This is a genomic window from Paenibacillus wenxiniae (genome assembly GCF_039822605.1).
Taxonomy (GTDB): Bacteria; Bacillota; Bacilli; order Paenibacillales; family Paenibacillaceae; genus Saccharibacillus; species Saccharibacillus wenxiniae.
This window is the reverse complement of sequence record NZ_JBCGUH010000002.1, coordinates 675,696-699,489: the sequence shown is the minus strand read 5'-3', so window position 1 is coordinate 699,489 and position 23,794 is coordinate 675,696. Positions and strand designations below refer to the sequence as shown.

The window sequence follows — 23,794 nt, the reverse complement described above, 5'->3', positions numbered from 1 at the left end:
TTGATACGAATACGAATACGAATACGAATACGAATACGAATACGAATACGAATACGAATACGAATACGAATACGAATACGAATACGAATACGAATACGAATACGAATACATGGGCATCGTGATCCTATCTAACTTATCATACTGCATCCATGTCCTATCCCAACGCTACATCCAGCACCATCATCACCGTAAAGCCAATCATTAGACTCATCGAAGCGAGGTCTTTATTGCCATTTTCCTGAGAGCCGGGGATGACTTCTTCAGCGACGACGAAAATCATAGCACCCGCGGCGAAGCAGAGGGCGTAGGGCAATAATGGAGTGACGAGTGTGACGGCGAGCACACCGACTACAGCGGCGATCGGTTCGACCATGCCAGATAGTTGACCGTAGAAAAAGGCTTTACGGCGACTCATGCCTTCGCCGCGCAGTGGCATCGATACAGCGAGTCCTTCCGGGAAGTTTTGAATACCGATGCCGATCGCCAGTGCAATCGCTGCGGCCAGAGATTGACCGGAAGTGCCATTGGCAACAGCACCAAAAGCGACGCCGACCGATAATCCTTCCGGTATATTATGGAGCGTGATTGCAAATACGAGCAGTGTACTGCGCCGTTTATTACGTGTACCCATGCCTTCCGGTGCATGCCCATCTGTTGTCGGATTCAGGGAAGGATGGAGGTGGGGAATAACTTTATCGGCTGCCCATAGAAACAATCCACCAAGCATAAAACCGATGGCAGCTGGAATCCAGCCAGGTAAGGAACTGTTTTGCTCTGCCATTTCCAGTGCCGGTGCAATGAGCGACCAAAAGCTAGCAGCGATCATCACCCCTCCGGCAAAGCCGAGCATCCCATCAAACACTTTCTGGTTCAGTTTTTTGGAAGTGAATACAAGTGCAGCACCAAGCGCGGTCATACCCCATGTGAACAGGGTGGCGAAAAAAGCTTGCAGCATCGGTGACATGCCTGTGAAAAATTCGATCATACGGATCATCACACCCCTATTTTGGCTGAAATGGATTGCTTGTTACGAGACTGATTGGTTTAGAAATGTAGTATAGCCAGGCAAGTTCGATCCCTTATTTCAAAATATAAAATATGATCTACAACGTATCTGTATTTAGAAGCGAGTCGTATTCATCCAGTATTGCCTGCTCCTCTGCTTCCTCTGTAATGACATTGTGCACAAGCAACAAGATTTTATTTTGTACGTTTACTGCATGTTATGTATGTTTGGTAAAATAAAACCTTCCTACCATTACACCACTCATCCTACTCTGAAAACAATGCTGGATCACCGGTTAGCAGATGAAGAAATAGCAGTGTTCATTTTGTACTCTAATTGTACTTTTTGTGCTTAAATTGTACTCCATTACGATCCTGAACTAATGCTAATTTACTCGTAAGCGTTATCAGGCAATGATTTTGTGATTTCAATCACTTTTTGTCACTTTTTGTTTGATTTTTAGATATATTTAGTGATAAAAATCACAATCGGCGAGTAACATTTTTGCGAAACTAGGAATAGATTTTGGAGGGCGGCATCCTACATACCGCAGTCAGTCTTGTTCACAAGTTAGCAGAGCAATGTATACAGTCTATTCGACCTGTTATGTTTGAACAGCATGAGAGAAGCAGCACCCATTAGTCTGTTGACCGCATTCTATTTGACGTATGATGTATTGGATCTGATACAGATCGAATCGGTATGACAACACAAACTTATCTTTGTGGTGATACATCATATTTTACAGGTAGCACGGTCAACACATAATGAATGGAGAATAGGACGACTCATCGATACAAGCCTGACTGTATTTTCACACAAACAGACCGTATGCCAACCGCAAATCAGATCGCTTATCTAACAATTTAGGGGAGAAAGGACGTATTCGCATGGACGTTATTATGTTGTCGCGTATTCAATATGCGCTCACAACGGTGTTCCACTTTTTCTTCGTTCCGGTATCGATCGGGCTTGTATTGCTCGTAGCGCTGCTGGAAACGATGTATGTGGTCACGAAAAATGAAGACTACAAAGTATTAACGAAGTTTTGGGGGAAGCTATTTTTAATTAATTTTGCTGTTGGGGTCGTAACGGGTATTTTACAGGAATTCCAGTTTGGCATGAACTGGTCGAATTATTCGCGCTTTGTCGGAGACGTATTCGGCGCTCCGCTGGCGGTAGAAGCATTGCTTGCTTTCTTTATGGAATCGACCTTTATCGGACTATGGATTTTTGGCTGGGAACGTCTATCGAAAAAGGTACATCTGGTCTGTATCTGGCTCGTTGCGCTCGGTACGATGCTATCAGCGCTGTGGATTTTAGCTGCCAATTCATTTATGCAGCATCCGGTTGGCTTCCAGATGAACAATGGACGCGCGGAAATGAATGATTTTCTGGCGCTATTAACGAATGGACAATTGTTAGTGGAATTTCCGCATACCGTGTTTGGTGCGTATGTAACGGGTGCTTTCCTGATGGCAGGCGTGAGTGCGTACAAGCTGCTGCGCCGCAAAGACACCCATTTATTCCGCAAATCATTCAAAATCAGCATCATCGTTGGACTCTTTTCTTCGCTTATCGTCGCTTTTAGCGGTCATGATCAGGCGCAATATTTAGTGCAAACACAGCCGATGAAAATGGCAGCAGCCGAAGGGATCTGGCAAACGACATCAGAACAGGCACCGTGGATGTTATTTGGTGGAATCGATACAGACAGTCGTAGCAATAGCTATGAAGTGAATTTTCCACTGAACGGACTATTAAGCTATCTATCTTATGGTAAATTCACCGGTTCTGTCACTGGGATGAATGAGTTGCAGGCACAATATGAGCAGAAATATGGAGCAGGCGATTATATTCCTCCGGTAAAAACAACGTTCTGGAGCTTCCGCTTTATGGTGGCGGGTGGTGGATTGTTAGTTTTGCTATCCCTCTACGGAGCATGGATGCTACTACGTCGCAAAATGGACAGCATGCCACGCTGGTATTTATGGGCGATGACATATGCGATTGCGCTGCCGTTTATCTCGAACACGACAGGTTGGTTAATGACCGAAATTGGGCGTCAGCCGTGGTCGGTGTTTGGCTTGATGACGACAGCAGACAGTATATCGCCTAACGTATCGGCTGGCTCGGTGCTATTTTCGATCATTACGTTTACGTTGATCTATTCGGCGCTTGGTGGCGTGATGGTATATCTGTTCGTCAAAGTGATCAAAAAAGGTCCACACGATGAACAAACTGAACACGATCATGGCGGTAATGATCCGTTTGAAATGGAGGCGTTGAAACATGCTGTCTCTTAATGAGCTGTGGTTTGTATTGATTGCTGTATTATTTGTCGGATTTTTCTTTTTGGAAGGGTTTGACTTTGGCGTAGGTATGTCCACCCGTCTGCTGGCACGTACAGATGGGGAGAAACGATTGCTGATCAATTCGATCGGCCCATTCTGGGACGGAAATGAAGTATGGCTGCTCACCGCAGGTGGCGCGATGTTTGCCGCTTTTCCTAACTGGTATGCTACGTTGTTCAGCGGATTTTATATTCCGTTTGTCGTGCTGCTGCTGGCGCTTATTGCGCGTGGTGTCGCTTTTGAATTTCGTGGTAAAGTTGGTCATCGGACATGGACGGCCGTGTGGGATTGGTGCATCTTCCTGGGCAGTCTGCTGCCGCCGCTATTGTTCGGTGTTGCATTTTCCACAATGTTGAAAGGATTGCCGATTGATCGTGACATGCAAATGTATGCTGGGTTGTTCGATGTGATCAATCCGTATTCGCTCGTTGCGGGTCTGACGACTGTGATGCTTTGTCTGCTGCACGGTTTGATGTTCTCGGCACTGCGTACAACCGGACAATTGCGTGAGCGTGCTCATGCACTGGCGCATAAGTTAATGATACCACTGGCAGTTTTGTTTGTATTAACTGCGATACTGACCGCGGTCTATACGGATGCATTCCGTGTGCGTGGAGCTGTATTGATTGCGATGGCGGCGTTAGGCATCGTATTGTTCATACTCGCAGGCTATTTCATTGCTAAACGCCGTGAAGGCTGGGCATTTGGCATGACGGGAGGACTGATTGCGCTGGCGATTTCTGGTATTTTCGTAGCGTTATTCCCTCGCGTGATGGTTAGCTCGCTTGGAGCAGCCTATGATCTGACCGTGTACAATGCTGCATCCGGTCCGTATTCGCTTAAAGTGATGACGATTGTGGCTATAACGTTGCTGCCATTCGTACTTGGTTATCAGATCTGGAGTTATTTTGTGTTCCATAAACGGTTAAACGAGAAAACACATCTGGAATATTAAACGGTCGATTGTACGTTGTACAACAATGGTAGCTATAGAACGAAACAATAGCAACGGAGCGATTAGAAAAGTGAATGACATTTATACGATATGAAGGTCATCCTACGAAACGATGTATGTGCACGAAATACAGGGCTAGAACTATAGAGCCATCAAGAAGTAAGCATCGATCAGATGAAGCAATAACGTAAAGGGAGCTGGAGCTGTATGGGCAAGGATTTATGGAAGCTACAGGGAATTAGGTTGGTGATGCTCCTGACCGCTCTGCTAACATTACTGCAAACGATCGTAATTGTGCTGCAATCGGTATGGCTGGCGCAGGCGGTAAGTGGACTATTTTCCGGTGATACGCTCCAGAGCCAGCTCGGTCATATCGGCGGTTTTGTCAGTGCCCTGATCGCTCGTCAATTCCTGTCCATGTTATTACAAAAGCTCGCTTATGACTTCGCTGAGCGTACCGGACAACAATTTCGCCGGGCGTTGATCGATCAACTGTTTGCACTTGGACCACGTTATGCGATGGGGCAAGGAACAGGCAATCTAGTCACACTTGTACGTGAAGGTATTGCGAAATATCGTACGTATCTGGAGCTGATCATTCCGCGTATGGTATCTAACGGTCTGACACCGCTGTTCATTGGTATCTATGTGCTTCGCCTGGACTGGATATCAGCGATGATCTTAGGGTTAGTGTTTCCTATTCTCATTGCGTTTATGATCTTGCTTGGATTAGCTGCGCAAAAGCAGATGGATCGCCAATGGGCAACGTATCGCGTGTTATCCAATCATTTTGTCGATTCATTGCGAGGGCTGGAGACGCTGCGCTTTCTCGGTCGCAGCCGTGCGCATGCAGTTACAATCGGGCGCACAAGTGAGCAATATCGCAAAGCGACGATTGGCTCGATGCGAGTCGCGTTTTTATCGTCATTCGCGCTTGATTTCTTTACGATGTTATCGGTAGCGTTTGTAGCGGTAAGTCTCGGTTTACGCCTTGTACATGGCGAAATGTTGCTAGAGCCAGCGTTGACCATTCTCATGCTGGCACCAGAGTTTTTCGTCCCGATTCGTTCGCTGGGAGCAGATTATCATGCAACGATGGATGGCAAGGAGGCAGGTGAGGAGATTCAGCGTATGATGCAGCAGCCGATACCGGGCCAGTCTAGCAATTCGTCTATTGCATGCAAAGAGTCTCATGCTACGTTCAATGAGTCATATGCTACGTTCAATGAGTCATATGCTACGTTCAATGAGTCATATGCTGCAATCAACGAGTCTCATGCTATCTTCAAGCGCTCTCGTATTGTACGAAATGAGTCTGCATCGGACAATAGAACCTGGAATGAAGCAAGCACGCTCATGATTGAAGCGGTATCGATTCATTACGGACATGATTCACAGCATTCTACTTGGCAAACTACGAATCGATCGGAAGTGACTTCGATCCAAGCAGATCAAGCACCTATAGTGCATGATCGTTATACCGCATTAACGAATGTATCATTGAACTGGCAAGGCTACGGTAAAATCGGTATTATCGGCGCAAGTGGAGCCGGCAAGTCCACACTTATCGATCTGCTGGCTGGCTTTCTTGTACCCGATGAAGGCCAGGCGATCTGGCGCGATGCTCATGGTCATAGTAGTCAGCTTCATGGTCAACACTGGCGTACAGCGGCAGCCTATATTCCGCAGCATCCTTATATATTTAGCGGTACATTACGAGACAATATTGCACTGTATGAGCCAAATGCTACAGAGTCAGAAGTTGCTGAAGCCGCGCAGTGTGCAGGTCTTGGTAAGCTGCTCCAATCATTACCGCAAGGTTTAAACGAGCATGTCGGTGAAGGCGGACGGATGCTAAGCGGTGGGCAGGAGCAACGGGTTGCGCTGGCACGTGCTTTGCTTGGACAGCGGCATGTGCTTTTATTAGACGAGCCGACTGCGCATTTGGATATTGAGACTGAGTATGAATTGAAGCAGACGATGCTACCGTTATTTGACAATAAATTAGTTCTGCTCGCTACCCATCGACTGCACTGGATGACAGATATGGACTGGATTATTGTGATGGAGCAAGGACAGATTGTGGAGCAGGGCACGCATCAAGGGCTGCTGGAGCAGAACGGGTTGTATTGTAGCTGGATTAACGAGCAATGGGAGGGAAGCGCATGAGCAGCAACGGCTGGATTATGCCTTATGTGAAACAAAATAGTTTGCGCTTTGCCGCCATTATTGCGCTTGCAGCACTGACATTATTATGCGCAGCCATGCTCACGTTTACGTCGGGCTATTTAATATCAAAAGCTTCCTTGCGTCCAGAAAATATACTGATGTTGTATGTGCCCATTGTAGGCGTGCGTACATTCGGTATTGCTCGTTCTGTACTGCGCTATGTGGAGCGGCTGCTCGCGCATAGTGCTGTGCTGCGCGTCCTATCGGCGATGCGTGTGCGTCTATACGACCAACTGGAGCCGCATGCTTTACGCTTACGTGGTCAGTATCGCACAGGCGATCTGCTTGGTGTGATGTCAGACGATCTGGAATCGCTGCAAAATATGTATGTGCGTACAATTTTCCCGGCGGTAGCTGCCTTAATTGTGTACGGCGTAGTCGTTGGGTTGCTGGGCTGGTTTGATCCGGTCTTTGCCGGGATTATCGCACTCTATGTGCTCGTACTGGTAGCGATTGTACCATTTGCCTCGTTATATATAAGTCGTACATGGCAACAGCAACTTAAACAACAGCAAGCTGCACTGTATAGTCGGCTTACCGATACGGTGATGGGGCTTGGCGATTTGCTCATTAGCGGACGACAGCATGAATTTGCAGACAGTTATGCGGAGGAAGAGCGTGCAGCGGCTCAGTATGAACGCAAGCTGAGTCGTCACAAGCGGTATGTCGCCCTTCTTCTGCAAATTGTGGTCGGTCTGGTCGTTGCGCAAACTGCCGTCTGGGCAACCGGGCAAGTGACGGATCGTAGTATGGATGCCACCATGCTAGCTGCATTTGTGCTCGTAATGTTGCCTATTACTGAAGCTTTTTTGCCAATGACCGATGCGATTCAGCGTATTCCGTCCTATGAGGAATCGGTAGCAAGGCTCGATAAATTGAATAACGAATTGGATGATGAATTGAACGATGAATTGAACGATGTCACTGCTTCAACACCTGGTAGCACTGCATCAAATAGTAGCATTGCCTCCACATCAAAACGTAAGCCTGCGCAGTCATTAGCATCGACAGTATGGTTGGAAAAGATCAACCCATCGAACAGTATTCAACTTCGGCAGGTGCACTATACGTATCCAGGTGAAAGGGAGCCTGTGCTGCGCAATGTAAACCTAACGATTGAGCAGGGCAAAAGAATCGCGATCATCGGGCCGAGCGGTGCGGGCAAATCGACATTACTCAAACTTATTCAAGGAGCGTATGAGCCGGATCATGGACAGGTGCTCATTCACGGACAATTGGCTACACAGTGGCAACAACAGATTCATCAATGGATCGCAGTGCTGAATCAAAAGCCGTATTTATTCGATACGACCCTGCTCAACAATATTCGTCTAAGCCGTCCAGAAGCGGCAGCAGAAGAGGTGGAGCAGGTACTGGATGCCGCCCAATTATCCAAACTGATCGCAGCTTTACCACTAGGCTATCATACACCGATGCAGGAGGCAGGCCGTCGCTTCTCCGGCGGAGAACGTCAGCGCATTGCACTCGCTCGTGTGCTGCTACAACAGACACCGATCGTCATTTTGGATGAACCGACAGTCGGTCTTGATCCGCGTACAGAGCGCGAGTTATTGGATACGATACTGGGCAGCCTGGGCGATAAAACGATGATCTGGGTGACGCATCGACTCGTTCGGGCGGAGCAGATGGATGAGATTGTATTTATCGATGAAGGCGAGATCGTGATGCGTGGATCACATCAACAACTGTATGCTACATCAGAGCGGTATCGTCATCTGTATCGTATGGATCATCCGGTGATGACTGCGCGGACGATGGAAGAGCAGGAGCGTTATGTTGTACAGGCTTGATGAGTGATATGATGTATGCCGCTTTATGCAGATCAGAAGCCTGGGATTAAGGAATGAGTTGAAACGGGTACGACGGAGAGAGTGTGAGCTACTTTGCGCGAACCCCAAGCTCACATCAAATCCCTGGGAGGTTCGCACCCCGCACCCAGCAAGGGCTGCGGGGTTTTTTGTTGTTTTTTGATGCAGTTTCGAGTAGGCTAAAAGGGAGGTTCGCACTTTTGGGTGGTTTTTCCTTTGATACATAAGGGCTGAGAGTGGGTACGTCACTCCTCGTGCAGGAGTGTGGATTGAAATACAACCCCTTAGTAACAACCTGTACAGCAAGTACCAGTCACTCCTCGTGCAGGAGTGTGGATTGAAATTCTCACTTTAGTTGATTTTACAGAGTTGATTTGTGTCACTCCTCGTGCAGGAGTGTGGATTGAAATTTCATAGGTTGTAAACCCATCTTCTACGTAGGGTGTCACTCCTCGTGCAGGAGTGTGGATTGAAATCTTTAAGCCCCATTCGATTGCGATCGATGCGCGGCTGTCACTCCTCGTGCAGAAGTGTGGATTGAAATGACCTAACTGAGCGGATCAATGACGGCGAAACAATGGTCACTCCTCTTGCAGAAGTATAGATTAAAATTATCCAGTAATCGTCGGATACGTTACCGTCCAAGTCACTCTCCATGTGGGAGTGACTTTTCATCCTGTCACTAGCCAATCTCTCTTCTTCGTTAATGTAAACACAACCCAACTACCACTCTACACAAAACACAGTTGCCACACCTCCAATCATCTTTTATAATAAACACATGAACAATTGCTCATATATTAAATGAAAGCTCACCAATAACCATAAAGGAGTTGATCCCATTGTCATCCTCTACTACCAAACACCATAACCACGATCATGACCAGCCTCACGACCATGATCATAACCACCAGCACACAGGCAAAGGCGCGCACAAACATAGTCATCACCACGGTCATGGCGGACATAGCCATTCGCACGCCCATACGAGCAACAAGAAGTCGCTCACCCTTTCTTTTTTCCTCATCTTTAGCTTTATGATTGTCGAAGTCATTGGCGGCTTTGTAACGAACAGCCTTGCCCTTTTGTCCGATGCCGGGCATATGCTGAGCGATGCCGCGGCGCTGGGGCTTAGTTTGCTGGCGATGATCTGGGGACAACGTAAAGCAAGCAATAGTAAAACTTATGGGTACAAACGTTTTGAAGTATTGGCGGCTTTTATTAATGGTGTCGCTCTCGTTGTCATCTCGCTGTACATTTTCTGGGAAGCTTTTCAGCGTTTTAGTCAGCCGCAGGGGGTAGCGAGTACAGGCATGCTGATCATTGCGGTCATTGGACTGCTCGTTAATATTGCTGCTGCCTATGTATTAATGAAAGGCGAAGGCGCTTCGAGCAATCTGAATATGCGTAGCGCTTTGCTGCACGTGATGGGCGATATGCTCGGTTCGGTAGGCGCGATTGCAGCGGCATTGCTCATTATGGCATTTGGCTGGAATCTGGCTGACCCGATTGCCAGTGTAATTGTAGCCGTGCTTGTATTGATTAGTGCGTATCGGATTACACGCGACTCGGTGCATATTTTGATGGAAGGTACGCCCGTCGATATTGATACGGCGCAAATGACAGCCGATCTTGAAGGAATTGAGCATGTCATGGGCGTGCACGATTTGCATGTATGGTCACTCACTTCTGAGCTTCCACTGCTTAGTTGTCATCTGCGTATTAGCGATATGGCACAGGGCACCGCTATTTTGCAAGCGGCGCGCACGCTTTTACAGGGGCAGTACGGTATCGGGCATATTACGATTCAACTGGAAACGCCGGATATCGCATGTGAGGTCAATGAGCATTAATATAGCAGCCCAACAAATAACAATAAAAGCTCCAGCGCACGATGTATCCATGCGCTGGAGCTTTGCTGTTGTTAACGATATATTGTCGTTTGATACGCGATCCTATCAGCGGATTACGTATGGTTTAAATGCTGATACGTCTGCTTGAAAATTTCTTCTACATGATAATCATCGAGCGAATAAAATACTGTTTTGCCTACTTTTCGAGGCTTAACGATACGCATATTACGCAAATAACGTAGCTGATGAGACACGGCGGATTGTGTCATATCGAGCACTTCGCATATATCATGCACACACAGCTCTTGCTGGAGCAGTGCATAGATCAAGCGTACTCTTGTCGGATCACCGAGCGCCTTAAACATTTCGGCCATCGATAAAGCGGTATTGTCACTGACCAGCTCCTGCTTAATACGAGCAAGTTCCTGCTGTGAAGCTTCATTAGCATTCAGGCAGTGGCCGCATTCTTCAATCAAGGCTTCCTGCTTCACGAAAATCACCTTCCTCGTATAACGTCATAATTCGATTATACCAAAAATCGTTGTGATTACGAATAGCGGATTTTTAAATATGTACAAAAGAGTCAGAGGGACAAATGATTGTTTAATGATCACCTGTATGTTCTATAATGTTATATTTTTAATCGTATGCATACGGCTGAATGGCGACGCAGTGCTATTTAACAAAAGATAATGCCTATTCCTATCTTTTATTTAGATATAAGTATATTCTTATATTAAACTGTGACGATACGCTGCTGATTATGTACAATCAGATCATATCAGCCTGCGGCTGCTGTAAGATGCTCAGTAGCATGACTGAAACATCGACCTGGATCAGCAGTGGCAACGAGTTGATGATCGATCCTGCTCTGCATCGTCAGAGCAAATGGGAGGAAGCAGAATGAAAACGGAAGTCGCCGTATCAGCAATGCATCATATAGAGGAAGTAGCAGAGCAAATGAAGCTACTCGGAGACAAAAATCGTTTGATGATGCTTGCATTGTTAAAAGAACGGGAATGGTGTGTGTGCGAGTTTGTGGAGATTTTTGATATTTCGCAGCCGGGCATCAGTCAGCATATGCGTAAGCTGAAATCACACCGGATCGTAAAGGAAGAACGGCGCGGACAATGGGTGTATTACTCGCTCAATATTGAGGACAAGCCGCATATTCAAGCAGTGCTTCGTCATTTGCCTGGTCGTGAGGAGCTATTGCGTAATTTTGATAAAATCGTATGCTGTAATCAAAGCGAATCGGCTATATCGGCTCCATAAGATCACTTTTTATGTATACGGCAATCGGTTAAACGTTTGCTATAGATACCGTTACAAATTGGCTAGCAGGCAAGATCATAGGATTGGGGTAGGCTGATTGACCTGCAATGAAAGCTTAAATTATAAAAATTTTATGATTGCTGATTCAAGTCAATACATTTAGGATGTAAATAATAGCATAGTGTAGCGTGTGCCGTCTTTTTTAAACGGATAGACGCACATCAAGCATGATGCGATATACTTGAAACTGCTCGGCCTCTGTTTCATGGTTGGGCAGTTTCGAGCTGCAATCGATAGCAGGTTTTTGCAAATGAAGATTTGAAGCAACATGTCACGCTCTATGCTTGCTGGATGGCTATGTCAGACGTCATAATGGCTTGCCCATTAGCTGCATAGAATAGTGATAGACGATCTGGAGGATGTCAACGTGGTAGTTACTGTACTTGCAATTGTAATTTTTGTATTGACGCTGACGCTGGTCATCTGGCAACCGCGTCATTTGTCGATCGGCTGGTCAGCGTGTGGCGGTGCGGCTGTAGCGCTATTGACCGGCGTGGTCGGCTGGCAGGATGTGATCGATGTGACCGACATCGTCTGGAATGCCACCCTTGCTTTTGTAGCGATTATTATAATTTCGCTCGTGTTGGATCGAATCGGTTTTTTCGAATGGGCTGCCCTTCATATGGCGCGTCTATCGCACGGAAATGGTGTACGAATGTTTATTTACATCTCCGTGCTGGGAGCAGTCGTGTCAGCATTGTTCGCGAATGATGGTGCCGCACTGATTCTAACTCCAATCGTGCTCGCGATGGTACGGGCACTGAATTTGGAAGAAAAGTATGTATTTCCGTTTATTATTGCAGGCGGATTTATTGCAGATACCACTTCATTGCCACTCACGGTGAGCAATCTGGTGAACATCGTATCGGCAGATTATTTTGGTGTGACCTTTATGCAGTATGCGAGCCGGATGCTGGTGCCGAATCTGTTCGCGCTGGCAGCGAGTATCGGTGTGCTGTATGTGTATTTTCGTAAAAGTATTCCGCGCACCTTTGACGAGAGTCAGCTTAAGCCTCCAGTAGCGGCCATCCGTGATCCGAAGCTGTTCCGATTGTCGTGGTGGGTGCTCGGTCTGCTGCTGATTGGCTATTTTGTTAGTGAATTTTTGAAAATTCCGGTGTCGGTCGTGGCGGGCGCAATTGCGATTTTCTTCCTGATTATGGCGAATCGCAGTACGGTCGTGCAGGCGCGCGAAATTATTCGTAATGCACCGTGGGCGATTGTCTTTTTCTCGATCGGGATGTATGTGGTCGTGTATGGTTTGCGTAATGCAGGGTTGACCGAAATTTTAGCGACCTGGATTCAAGCGTTCTCCGCGCATGGATTATTGGCGACGACGATGGGCATGGGCTTCCTGACAGCGATCTTGTCCTCGGTCATGAACAATTTGCCGACCGTGCTGATCGGGGCGCTCTCGATTCATGCGTCCGGTGCGCAGGGCATCATTCAGGAAGGTTTGATTTATGCGAATATCATCGGTTCTGATTTGGGACCGAAAATTACACCGATTGGCTCGCTGGCGACACTACTATGGCTGCATGTGCTTGGCAACAAAGGCATTCGCATTTCATGGGGAACGTATTTCCGAATCGGCTTGATTTTGACCATTCCGACGCTGTTCTTCACCTTGCTGGGACTGTATGTATGGTTGCTTGTAGTCGGGTGAGGACACGTGATTAAGACTACAGCCAGTCTGTAGAGCGGATACGCAGGCATACGATCAATGATGCTACTTATTCGCTCTAATCATTGATCGCATCTCTCATAATTATATTGTTAAACACAGCATAAGATACTAAAATCAGTCTAATATTAAATGCGGCGACGAGTAGAGTATATCCATACAACAAACTATAAATTGAAATAGCCTTGCTCCTATAGGGAGCAGGGCTATCTGGGTATGAGTAAGATATTTCGACGGGACTATTTTATTTGGATACGACTATTCTATGTTGGTCTTCATATGCCATATCGCATCCGATACCTACACATTCTTTTGACAACGACGATCAAGAAGTCTATACTGATTATAACATATGAACAATTACTCATGTATTGGTTTTATAAACCGATTTCTTTGAAATATTCCATCAACTCACTACCTTTTTGCTAACCTCTTATATTTTCACCAATCCATTCACAAATCAACAATCTTGAATCCAAAGGAGGGAATCATCCCATGGGACAAGCCGCCGCATTAAGCAAACGTGAACTTACCCTTGATGGACTTCACTGTGCAAACTGTGCTATGAAAATCGAGAACGGCGTTGGCAAACTCAAAGGCGTATCTTCGTGCTCCGTCAATTTTGTAAATAAGACACTGACATTGGAAGCCGAAGCAGCACAGGCAGAACAGATTGCAGGTGAGGCATTACGAACCGTCAATCGCATTGAGCCACATATTCGCGTTCGGATCAAACCATTACCGACCGCAGGAGCAGCTTTAGACACAGCAACATGGACGGCATCGGATCAAGCTGGCACCGGTCAAAATGCAATATCTGCCGCAGCAGCTTCTGCATCCAGTTCACATTCTGTTAACGGTTCAGTCTCAACTACACCGGCAAATTTTACTCATTCTGGTCACACTGGGGAGAGTCACAGCGGTCATACTCATACAGGTGCCGATCAACAGCATAATACGGAGCATAACGAACATGAGCATGCTGGTCATACCCATCATCATGACGGTGGACACCAGCGTAAGCTACTATTTCGTTTGCTGAGCGGCGGACTGCTAATGGCAGCAGGTTTGTTACTACCGATGCCACCCGTGTTAGAGCTGTCTGTATTTCTACTCGCTTATGTGATTGCTGGTGGAGATATTGTGTGGCAGGCGCTTCGTAATATCGCACGCGGTCAGGTGTTTGATGAGTATTTTCTAATGTCAGTTGCGACGATTGGCGCGTTTGCGATTGGACAATATCCAGAAGGTGTAGCGGTGATGCTATTTTACCAGCTGGGTGAAATGTTTCAGGGTGCCGCTGTGGAGCGTTCACGCCGCTCAATCGCCGAGCTGATGAATATTCGTCCGGATTATGCGAATGTGCAAACGGCAGCAGGCATTCGCCAGGTGTCACCGGAGCAGATTCGGATCGGTGATCGAATCGTCATTCGTCCAGGGGAAAAAGTACCGTTGGATGGAATTGTCGTAGAAGGCAGCTCGATGCTCGATACATCTGCATTAACAGGAGAATCGGTGCCACGGGAAGCGAAAGAAGGCAGCGAAGTGCTTGCTGGCTTTGTAAACAAAAATGGTGTGCTTACATTGGAAGTAGAGCGTATTTTCAGCGAGTCATCTGTATCCAAAATTTTGGAGCTGGTTCAAAATGCGAGCAGCAAAAAAGCACAAACGGAAAAGTTTATTACCCGTTTTGCACGTTATTATACACCGGCAGTCGTTATGATTGCCGCTTTGCTGGCTGTCGTACCGCCGCTGCTTCTGAATGGGGCTACCTTTAGTGATTGGATCTATCGCGCACTCGTCTTTCTCGTCATTTCATGTCCGTGTGCGCTTGTCGTCTCGATTCCACTCGGCTTTTTCGGTGGGATTGGAGCGGCATCAAAGAATGGGATTCTGATCAAAGGCAGTAACTATCTTGAAGCGCTAAATCATGTTAAGTATGTTGTTTTTGATAAAACCGGTACATTAACTAAAGGAACATTCGCTGTGACCGCGATTCGTCCAGCGGCAGGTTATACAGAGGAACAGCTGCTGGATATCGCAGCACATACAGAGCTACATTCCAGTCACCCGATTGCCGAGTCGATTCGTAATGCGTACCACGGAAAATGGAACGAAGCACGTATAAGCGAATATAGCGAAGCCGCTGGTTACGGTATTGAAGCCAGTTTGGATGGACAATGTGTGTTAGCCGGGAATTATCGCCTGCTTCAGCGTGAAAGAATTGAGGCAGAACCGGATCTATCCGGCGGCACGGTAGTATATGTAGCGGTGGATGGACAATTTGCTGGAACGATCGTTATTTCCGATGAAGTGAAGCATGATGCCGCCGCTGCGATTCGTCAGCTTAAGCAGAAGGGCATACGCCGTGTGATGATGCTGACCGGTGATACGCGTCAGACAGGCGAGCAGGTCGGCACACAGCTTGGAGTAGACGAAGTACATGCCGAACTGTTGCCACAGGACAAAGTGATGCAGCTGGAGCGTTTGGATGCGCTGCGCGCACGCGGCGAGAAAATTATTTTTGTCGGGGACGGGATCAATGATACACCGGTACTGGCGCGTGCCGATATTGGGGTAGCGATGGGTGGATTAGGTTCTGATGCTGCGATTGAAGCGGCAGATGTAGTCATTATGAATGATGAGCCGTCCCGTTTGCCGGTAGCGATTGAAATTGCTCGCCGCACACGGCGCATCGTATGGCAAAATATTATGTTTGCGCTAGGAATTAAAGCGGTATTTCTATTGCTCGGTGCGTTCGGGATTGCGACGATGTGGGAGGCTGTATTTTCCGATGTGGGCGTAACGCTGCTAGCGGTGCTGAATGCGATGCGTGTATTGCGATTTGATGGTTCACATATGAGCAAGACGATGCATATGTCCCCATCCGACCAAAAGACTTCCACTATATAAAACAATCAACTGTATAAAGACTATATACAGATAAGCTCATACGATAACCAAATGAAAGGCTCTCGCATCTTACATAAGATGCGAGAGCCTTTTTATTAAGCAGATTAGGATGTACACCTATATAATGGTAAATGATGTTCCTTTAACTGCGATCTACTAGCATACAGAACTATTTTTATAATCGATCAAGTAGTGCTATAGAGGGAGTAATCATTCTTTTTTAACAATACATACATGTAAACGCAACCATACTACTATGCATAAGGAATTGTTTTTAACATTTTTCATATATATCATGTAAAGATAAAAATGGATCCGGGATCAAACTGGTTCTTTTTAACCAAAATTCGACAATTATTCTATTCGCTTATTAGGACTTTTGTGTTATTATTGGTGTAAAATGTTCACTGTCTTGTATAGGTGATATAGAGGCGAAACTGAGGTTTGTATGCGCGGTTGGACTTCATACTTATAGATAGGAATGCAGTTAATACGTTTTATAGATAAAGTTGTCCGGGCGTATGAGATAAGGTTTTTCGGGCATGTTATAACTAGGGGGAGTACGTCGATGAAACTGCAAAATTATATTTTTGCTAATCAATATTTGGATGTGCAAGATGATGAAGGCAATATGTTTGTAGGCCGTGTAGAAACGTTTGATGAAGAATTTATTACACTAGCTGATATTACGCGACTGGATTATATGTCCTCGTCGAGTGAAAAAGTACCGCTTAGCGAAATGATGAAAAAAGAAGTGTTTGCCTTTTTTATTGGCAATAATAAAATGAAATATCAGTTCAGAACGGTGATCACACGGGCGAATACCGATCAGTTTCAAATTCATCTGAAAAGTCCTGCTGTCGAGGAGATTATCAAAATCCAGAATCGTGATTATTTGCGTATTAACACGTCATTACGCTGTGATCTGAACGTGCTGGAGATAGAAGAAGAAATGCAATTGCAAATTTATACGCATGATATTAGCGGTGGTGGATTGTCTTTTTACAGCCGTCAGCCGATCGAATATAACAAGTACACAGGGACGTTATATTTATATAAAGGCGAGAACGAAATATCGCTGCCTTTCAAAGCGGATCTGGTATATATGAACCAGGTAGATGATCAACGTTACAAAATTGCACTCAAATATAGCGATATTAAGGAACAGCATCGCAACCATATTATTCGCTATGCCATTCAGGAGCAGGTTCGCTTTCGTAAATAAGTTCATTTTAGCTTAAATGTGAGGTTATACAGCACATTTAAGCATCAAGTACAGTCTTCCTGTTTCTAGTTTATGATCTACAATAATCCTGTTGTTCCTTCGGGTGCAATGGGATTTTTTTGTACCTTAAATACGTAAAGTTGCGAAAGTTGCTCATGACTGGTAGTCTAAAATAGGTCTTTTGTGTGCAAACACGGAAATATACCTATATGTTCTGCCTATGTTCTGTCGTGTAGATTGTGGCGGAATTTGACAAATGCACCCGAAATGTTTTAAGGTGATAAAGGTTACAAAATCTTAATAAGTGTTTCATTTTCATTTAATTTAGATAGCGACCATATAAATGAAATCTTATTTTTGCATGTTATCGATGTTGACGTTCTGGATCAGACATTATTTTTGCAGCGGGTGGTCACATACGGGATTGGGCAATACATAGTTATGTCAGTACCCTGGACTCCTTGAAATCAACTCCGCAAGCACCGAAGGGAGAAGTATTTTTTTGAAGAAAACGATATTGTCTCTGCTGGCTGCTGCTGTGATCTGCACGGCGCAACCAACCGGCGCCTCAGCCAGCACACCGACATTTAAAAGCGAAATTAAATCCCAGGCTTCCAAAGTAATGGGTACACCGTATGTAATGGGTGGAACAAGCACACGAGGCTTTGACTGCTCTGGCTTTACCCGCTATGTGTACAAAAAGATGCACAAGACATTACCACGCACTGCTCGCCAGCAGGCTCATATCGGCAAAGCCGTATACAAAGGCAATCTGTCGATCGGCGATCTGGTGTTTTTTAACACGTTAGGATATGGCATCTCCCATGTTGGAATCTATATTGGCAATAACAAATTTATTCATGCAGCCAGCAGCTCAGGCGTAACGGTAAGTAGCCTGTCTGAATCGTATTACAAAAAGCGTTATGTGACTGCAAGACGTGTTGTGAATTAAAACAATCGTCAAATGAACAGAAAGCTGAGGGAATTGTTTTTCCTTCTCAGCGTACAGGCATATTAACCTGTCTATTTTATGGCATGCCCATTTAAAATGACCGACCGAAGGAGCATCATCGATCACCTTGAACATTATCGATTCAACCGTATAAAAGCGTGCAGAACTCTACAGGGGAGAGGCTGCACGCTTTATTTATGTTGTACTTATTTAATGATAATGATAGTGTAGTACGCATTTAAATTATGCATTTAAATATAGTATGCAGTTAAATGAATAAATTATGACCTGCACGATCGGCTTGACCGAGATAATAGCCTACACCGGCAATTTTGATCCCATCGATTAACTCCTCATGCTGAATGCCCATCACATCCATTGACATCTGGCAGGCGACCATTTCAACACCTTGCTCGGATGCGCTGCGAATCAAATCCTCTAATGAAGCGATATTTTGATTGCCCATAATACCACGGATAAGCTTCGGCCCGATCCCAAGCATATTCATTTTCGATAAACCGAGTCGCTGACTACCACGTGGCATCATCATACCGAACATGCGACTGATCATATTTTTCTGAACTGGCATCGGCTCTGACTTGCGCAAAATGTTCAAGCCCCAGAAGGTGAAAAACATCGTTACTTTACGTCCGCTCGCAGCAGCACCGTTCGCAATAATGAATGAGGCAATTGCCTTGTCCAGGTCGCCGCTAAATACGACCATCGTGCTGGCTGGATCGGCGGCAGGCTGGTTGCTTGTGCTGGCATCGGTCTGCTCTTTTGGCGTTTTGGTCAGTGTCGCTTCGATTGTGCCGCCTTTGCCACGATCCAACTGAATGAGCATATGACCGGACATTTGCGACCATGCCTTCACATCTTCATAGAAGCCTGGGTCAGAGGCGAGTACATGCAATTGATCTCCATCAGTTAATCCATCCATCTTCTGTTTCACTTGAATGAGCGGACCTGGACAGCTCAAGCCGCATACGTTCAGCTCATGTGTAGTGACATCGGCAGCTAATGAGTTCTGTTGGGGAGGTGCAACTGTAAACGAACGGTCAGCAAGCGTACTTGTAGATGAAGGTGTGACAGTCAGAAGGCTATGACCCACTGTGTCTACAGCGATCTGATCGGTCTTTGGAACATTAGAATGAGTAGCGCTACCTATAGCCTGTCCTGACTGTGTATGTTCATTAGAGGAAGAGAAAGGATTCATCGGCTTAAATTGCGCTTGTTTATACGTTTTATAGCCACCACTTAGATTTTTCACCTGATAACCATGCTGAGCTAAAATACGTGAAGCGGTATAACCACGCAGACCGACCTGACAATAGACGAGCAATTCTTTGTTTTGATCCAGCTCATGTAATCGATCACGAAGCTCATCGACCGGAATCGAGAGCGAGCCTGGAATATGTCCGTTTCCATGTTCCAGACTACTGCGAACGTCCAGCAATTGCTGCTGCGCTGGATCATACTGTGCGATCTGATCATACGTGAATACAGCCGTTCGTCCGGCAAGTATATTGTCTGCGGCATAACCAGCGATGTTCACCGGATCTTTGGCAGAAGAGTAGGGAGGGGCATAGCTCAATTCTAGCTCGGTCAGATCGGAGACGTTACCGCCAAAACGAATGGCAACCGCGATATCGTCGATTCGCTTGTCTACACCTTCATAACCTACAGCCTGCGCACCTAGAATCCGTCCATCCGGTGCAAATAGCAGCTTCAGCATCATCGAACTTGCACCAGGATAGTAAGATGCGTGAGAGCTTGGATGCACGATAACCGATTGATAGCGGATGTTATGACGTTGGAGCGTCTTCTCATTGCTGCCTGTAGAAGCGCCCGTTAATCCAAACACTTTAATGATTGATGTTCCCTGTGTTCCTTTATACGTAGAAGGGATACCAGCAATCTGATCGGCTGCAATACGACCTTGCTTATTGGCAGGACCGGCAAGCGGGATCGCCGCAGGCGTACCGAGCACTAGATCATGCACTTCAATTGCATCACCAACCGCATAAATATGTGGGATATTCGTTTGCATCGCTTCATTTACGATAATATGTCCACGTGCGCCAAGCGCAATGTCTGTACCTTGTAGGAAGACGGTATCTGGTGTGACACCGATCGCCAGAATGACCATATTCGCTTCTAACATCATATTGTCTTGAAGCTGGACGCCAATGCCATGCGCTGATGATGTGAAGCCCTGTACACGCTGGGAAAAGACAAGCTTTACGCCGTTATGCTGCATTTCTTCTGCAAGTACAGCAGCTAGCTCAGGATCGAATGGAGCGAGCAACTGTGGATTGCCTTCGATAAGCGTGACATCCAGCCCTGCTTCACGTAGATTCTCCGCCATTTCCACACCGATAAAACCACCACCGACCACAATAGCAGAGCCGCCATCGATCCGCTGTACCTGCTCCTTTACACGATCAATGTCTTTGACGTTGCGTACTGTGTACAGTAGAGGATGATCAGCACCGGGAACGTTGGGGATGATGGGACGTGCACCGGGAGACAATAGTAGTTCATCATACGTTTCCATGTACTGACCGCGTTCCTGACTGTTCACTGTTACTGTACGTGCTGCCGGATCAATCGAGATCACTTCACTTTCTGTCCGTACATCAATACGGAAGCGATCCGTTATTCCCTGTGGCGTTTGCACGAGCAGCCGTTCACGCTCTGTAATTGAGCCACCTATATAATAAGGAAGACCACAGTTGGCAAACGAAATATGAGGCCCTTTTTCAAACAAAATGATCTCTGCTTGTTCATCCAGACGACGCAGTCGTGCAGCAGCAGACGCACCGCCGGCTACTCCACCAATAATAAGCACTTTTTTACTCATGTTCACAATCTTCCTCTCCTAATAAAATCGTAACGATATGGGCGATACGCTCATTCGCTAAAATATAGTTCACTTCAAGCCCATTGCGCTCGGTAGCGACAATGCCTGCACTGCGTAGCTTTTGCAAATGTTGCGATACGGTCGACTGCGGCATATCCAGACATTCCTGCATAAACGACACATTGCATTTCTTCTTGCGCATAAGTCCGCGCACGATACACAGTCGAACAGGATGAGACAATGCTTTGAGTAAATTGGCAGGTTCGTCGTATTGCTTCATATCCTTCATGTCAAAATCCTTCATATCAAAAACTTCGGTTTCCAATGTGAAAGCTCCTCTCTCAATCCTAATATCGTAATATTACGATATATTGATTTATGTGTCAAATATTTTGTCTTTTTGATAAGAATCGTTTACGATAGATGTCTATTATGTATACCAAATCATACTAAGTCGTTATGTTCTCGTAGCTGCTGGTAGCGACATGAAACCTACAGAATGGTGTTGGTTGCATTTTCCAAAAAATATGTTATACTAAATTTATCTTAAATTAATAATTGTTTAATTTGAGATATTGACCAAGCAGTTGCCTATGGCTCTCTGCGAAGGAGGAATAATAATGATGATCAAAAGCTTAACTCGTATTAATGAACTCGCTAAAAAACAACGTGAGCAGGGCCTGACTGAGATTGAAAAAGAAGAACAGCATGTTCTGCGCCAAGAGTATCTGCGCGAAATTCGCGGTCAAGTGCTGCATACCTTTTCCCGTCTAACTGTAGTAGACGCAGAAGGTAATGACGTTACACCGGAGAAACTAAAAAACGACAAAGAAAACGGTTTTGTGATCGAATAATATAGAGTTTGCAAGGAACACCGCTTTTGCTATGAATGGTAGCTTTTGAATGTAGATCTGTCGCCTTAGAGGTGAATGGATATGCACAAGAAAGTTATCATTTATTGCGGAGCGGTGTTTTTTATATACTTATGAACTATTGAATGTAAATTGAAGATAAGATAAAGGATTTCTATCATAGCCAATACTAATTTACAATTTGATTTTAATATAGCTCTACATAAGCAGCAATGCTAATAAATGATTATAATCCTTGATCCGTGTATAGACTAAACGCATCAGAGAAAAGTAAAGGCTACTATAACAATCCTTTTTCGTTAAAATCAATCATTAGTAACTCTAGCGTATCGTTCTCGAGCATATGTATAAATCTTAAACGTTCAATTAATCTAATAATATTATCTTCAGATTTAGTTATCTCGTATTTTAGTAATTGATTAAGCGCAATAAGTGTCTCTTTTTCAATTCGTTCGTAGTTTTCTTTAAATAATTTAGGAAAGTAGTAATGACCTTCTTGCTCAATATATTTAATTTTCATATTCATAAATTTTTTATGCTCTACAAGAATAAATAGTATACGTCTATCTATAGTTTGTTGCTTAGAAAGTATTGATTCTAAGTATTCTATAAGCTTGCTATAAATTCTAATACCAAAAGTACGATCTGAATACAGTTGTGGGGTGTAAAAGCTTTTGAAGTTTTCTGTTTCGTTAATAGATTTATAATAATTGTTTATACATTCTACAAAATATAAGATATCAAATTGATAGATACTTCCATTATGGTATTCCGGGTTGATTTTCAAAAGATGTGTATAATTTAAGTAATCATCATAAATATCGCAATTTTCGAATGCCATTTTAAAATTTTCATAGGATATAATGATTTGAGAATAATGACGTGAGTTAAAAAAACCAGAAATATGTAGCTCTTCATTAATATCATCATAGCCATAAATTAGAATGGCATGAGCAAATCTTTTTGTCTTATAAGAAGGAGTACCTGGTATAAAATACTCATCAATATGTGTCCAAATATAGTAGTCTTCATCGATCTGATTTCTTATAAAACTTATAATATCTGAAATGGACTGTTTAATGAGATTGCGGTGAAGTCTTTGAGAATCTTTAAACCAGGGATTAAAATGATGTTCCGGTGTTTGTACATAAAAGTCTAAAAAAAGCTCTTCATCTTTCCAGTCAGATAAGAACATATTTGTATACTGAGAATAAATCCATGGCTGACATTCTACATTATTCGAAATGATTGAAAGGTAAAAAGCATGTTGCGGATAGCTGGAAATTAATGGTTTAGAAAGAGGTAAAGTTTTCATTGTAAACTCCTTAAATTGAGATAGATAATCAGCTGAACAACTATAAATTTTTTTCCAAATATAAACGACTAAAATACCGCTTACACATTAGTATTTATACCACTAATTAGTTTTTTTTCATACTCATTATTATATATATTTAATGTTTTCTTAGTAAAAAGTATATATTTATATTAACTAAAAACTAAGTTTAATTTCCATTTAACTCCTTATAACTTAAATTTTTTCTTTAATTTATGCTATTTTTTTTGAAAATAAAGCACAATAAAGAAAAAAATAGATCAATTTTATATGTAAATGAAAATAAGGTAAATAAATATATGTATTATAACTACAAACATTTATTTAAGGGTTGCACGAACAAGATAATTGTATTATGTTTGTATCTATAACAATAATTTCAAATACA

General features: G+C 44.5%; 16 protein-coding genes and 1 CRISPR repeat array. Of the genes, 11 read left to right on the top strand and 5 right to left on the bottom strand.

The genetic code is table 11. From position 1 onward, the window contains the following. Positions 1-154 precede the first annotated feature (154 nt). Positions 155-985, bottom strand: coding sequence for a ZIP family metal transporter (locus tag AAHF22_RS05870; protein ID WP_347324022.1), 831 nt, complete (start codon positions 983-985; stop codon positions 155-157). A gap of 911 nt (positions 986-1,896) precedes the next feature. Here AAHF22_RS05870 and AAHF22_RS05865 point away from each other — a divergent pair. The 5 genes from AAHF22_RS05865 to AAHF22_RS05845 all read left to right on the top strand — a co-directional run bounded on the left by AAHF22_RS05865 (position 1,897) and on the right by AAHF22_RS05845 (position 10,226). Then, positions 1,897-3,312: a cytochrome ubiquinol oxidase subunit I gene (locus tag AAHF22_RS05865; RefSeq protein ID WP_347324021.1), complete on the top strand. Its 1,416-nt coding sequence runs from the start codon at positions 1,897-1,899 to the stop codon at positions 3,310-3,312. Then, a complete protein-coding gene (gene cydB, locus AAHF22_RS05860; RefSeq protein ID WP_347324020.1) occupies positions 3,299-4,315 on the top strand; it encodes a cytochrome d ubiquinol oxidase subunit II in 1,017 nt (338 codons plus the stop codon). Before AAHF22_RS05865 ends, cydB begins: the two co-directional genes overlap by 14 nt. 207 nt (positions 4,316-4,522) lie before the next feature. Beyond that, entirely contained in the window at positions 4,523-6,484 is a 1,962-nt protein-coding gene (locus AAHF22_RS05855) for an ABC transporter ATP-binding protein/permease (protein ID WP_347324019.1), read from the top strand. Next, the gene (cydC, locus tag AAHF22_RS05850) at positions 6,481-8,355 is read left to right on the top strand and encodes a thiol reductant ABC exporter subunit CydC (RefSeq protein ID WP_347324018.1); all 1,875 of its coding nucleotides are present in this window, start codon (positions 6,481-6,483) and stop codon (positions 8,353-8,355) included. The genes AAHF22_RS05855 and cydC overlap by 4 nt, the downstream gene beginning before the upstream one ends. Before the next feature lie 262 nt (positions 8,356-8,617). Continuing rightward, a CRISPR array of direct repeats spans positions 8,618-8,985; the repeat unit is 32 nt; unit sequence GTCACTCCTCGTGCAGGAGTGTGGATTGAAAT. Positions 8,986-9,215: 230 nt separating this feature from the next. Next, positions 9,216-10,226 (top strand): cation diffusion facilitator family transporter, encoded by a 1,011-nt coding sequence (locus tag AAHF22_RS05845; protein ID WP_347324017.1) that lies wholly within the window; start codon positions 9,216-9,218, stop codon positions 10,224-10,226. 113 nt (positions 10,227-10,339) lie between these two features. On the opposite strand, the gene AAHF22_RS05840 is transcribed toward AAHF22_RS05845, so the two are convergent. Further along, a complete protein-coding gene (locus AAHF22_RS05840) occupies positions 10,340-10,699 on the bottom strand; it encodes an ArsR/SmtB family transcription factor (RefSeq protein ID WP_371834027.1) in 360 nt (119 codons plus the stop codon). 457 nt (positions 10,700-11,156) lie between these two features. Here AAHF22_RS05840 and AAHF22_RS05835 point away from each other — a divergent pair, with 457 nt between their 5' ends. The 5 genes from AAHF22_RS05835 (at position 11,157) to AAHF22_RS05815 (ending at position 18,335) form a co-directional block, all read left to right on the top strand. Next, complete coding sequence (locus tag AAHF22_RS05835) at positions 11,157-11,501, top strand: ArsR/SmtB family transcription factor (protein ID WP_347324124.1); 345 nt, start codon at positions 11,157-11,159, stop codon at positions 11,499-11,501. Between the two features lie 427 nt (positions 11,502-11,928). Further along, positions 11,929-13,227, top strand: a complete 1,299-nt coding sequence (locus tag AAHF22_RS05830) for an arsenic transporter (protein WP_347324015.1) — start codon at positions 11,929-11,931, stop codon at positions 13,225-13,227. A gap of 513 nt (positions 13,228-13,740) precedes the next feature. Continuing rightward, the gene (locus tag AAHF22_RS05825; RefSeq protein ID WP_347324014.1) at positions 13,741-16,158 is read left to right on the top strand and encodes a heavy metal translocating P-type ATPase; all 2,418 of its coding nucleotides are present in this window, start codon (positions 13,741-13,743) and stop codon (positions 16,156-16,158) included. Between the two features lie 568 nt (positions 16,159-16,726). Then, positions 16,727-17,383, top strand: coding sequence for a flagellar brake protein (locus AAHF22_RS05820; RefSeq protein ID WP_347324013.1), 657 nt, complete (start codon positions 16,727-16,729; stop codon positions 17,381-17,383). A gap of 502 nt (positions 17,384-17,885) precedes the next feature. Further along, positions 17,886-18,335 (top strand): C40 family peptidase, encoded by a 450-nt coding sequence (locus AAHF22_RS05815; RefSeq protein ID WP_347324012.1) that lies wholly within the window; start codon positions 17,886-17,888, stop codon positions 18,333-18,335. 268 nt (positions 18,336-18,603) lie between these two features. Here AAHF22_RS05815 and AAHF22_RS05810 read toward each other — a convergent pair whose 3' ends face one another. Further along, positions 18,604-21,198 carry an FAD-dependent oxidoreductase gene (locus tag AAHF22_RS05810; RefSeq protein WP_347324123.1) on the bottom strand — a complete coding sequence of 865 codons (2,595 nt, stop codon included), beginning with the start codon at positions 21,196-21,198 and terminating at the stop codon, positions 18,604-18,606. Further along, positions 21,191-21,502: an ArsR/SmtB family transcription factor gene (locus AAHF22_RS05805; RefSeq protein WP_371834026.1), complete on the bottom strand. Its 312-nt coding sequence runs from the start codon at positions 21,500-21,502 to the stop codon at positions 21,191-21,193. The genes AAHF22_RS05810 and AAHF22_RS05805 overlap by 8 nt, the downstream gene beginning before the upstream one ends. Before the next feature lie 319 nt (positions 21,503-21,821). Between AAHF22_RS05805 and AAHF22_RS05800 the strand changes: the two genes are divergently transcribed. Further along, the gene (locus AAHF22_RS05800; protein WP_347324122.1) at positions 21,822-22,052 is read left to right on the top strand and encodes a DUF896 domain-containing protein; all 231 of its coding nucleotides are present in this window, start codon (positions 21,822-21,824) and stop codon (positions 22,050-22,052) included. Positions 22,053-22,350: 298 nt separating this feature from the next. On the opposite strand, the gene AAHF22_RS05795 is transcribed toward AAHF22_RS05800, so the two are convergent. Further along, the gene (locus AAHF22_RS05795) at positions 22,351-23,385 is read right to left on the bottom strand and encodes a hypothetical protein (RefSeq protein ID WP_347324011.1); all 1,035 of its coding nucleotides are present in this window, start codon (positions 23,383-23,385) and stop codon (positions 22,351-22,353) included. Positions 23,386-23,794 lie beyond the last annotated feature (409 nt).

What these genes read in the sequence shown, in the direction of transcription:
- AAHF22_RS05870 (WP_347324022.1), bottom strand. Translation starts at nt 985, where the DNA reads ATGATCGAATTTTTCACAGGCATGTCACCGATGCTGCAAGCTTTTTTC.
- AAHF22_RS05865 (WP_347324021.1), top strand. Translation starts at nt 1,897, where the DNA reads ATGGACGTTATTATGTTGTCGCGTATTCAATATGCGCTCACAACGGTG.
- cydB (WP_347324020.1), top strand. Translation starts at nt 3,299, where the DNA reads ATGCTGTCTCTTAATGAGCTGTGGTTTGTATTGATTGCTGTATTATTT.
- AAHF22_RS05855 (WP_347324019.1), top strand. Translation starts at nt 4,523, where the DNA reads ATGGGCAAGGATTTATGGAAGCTACAGGGAATTAGGTTGGTGATGCTC.
- cydC (WP_347324018.1), top strand. Translation starts at nt 6,481, where the DNA reads ATGAGCAGCAACGGCTGGATTATGCCTTATGTGAAACAAAATAGTTTG.
- AAHF22_RS05835 (WP_347324124.1), top strand. Translation starts at nt 11,157, where the DNA reads ATGCATCATATAGAGGAAGTAGCAGAGCAAATGAAGCTACTCGGAGAC.
- AAHF22_RS05825 (WP_347324014.1), top strand. Translation starts at nt 13,741, where the DNA reads ATGGGACAAGCCGCCGCATTAAGCAAACGTGAACTTACCCTTGATGGA.
- AAHF22_RS05820 (WP_347324013.1), top strand. Translation starts at nt 16,727, where the DNA reads ATGAAACTGCAAAATTATATTTTTGCTAATCAATATTTGGATGTGCAA.
- AAHF22_RS05810 (WP_347324123.1), bottom strand. Translation starts at nt 21,198, where the DNA reads ATGAGTAAAAAAGTGCTTATTATTGGTGGAGTAGCCGGCGGTGCGTCT.
- AAHF22_RS05805 (WP_371834026.1), bottom strand. Translation starts at nt 21,502, where the DNA reads ATGAAGGATTTTGACATGAAGGATATGAAGCAATACGACGAACCTGCC.
- AAHF22_RS05800 (WP_347324122.1), top strand. Translation starts at nt 21,822, where the DNA reads ATGATCAAAAGCTTAACTCGTATTAATGAACTCGCTAAAAAACAACGT.
- AAHF22_RS05795 (WP_347324011.1), bottom strand. Translation starts at nt 23,385, where the DNA reads ATGAAAACTTTACCTCTTTCTAAACCATTAATTTCCAGCTATCCGCAA.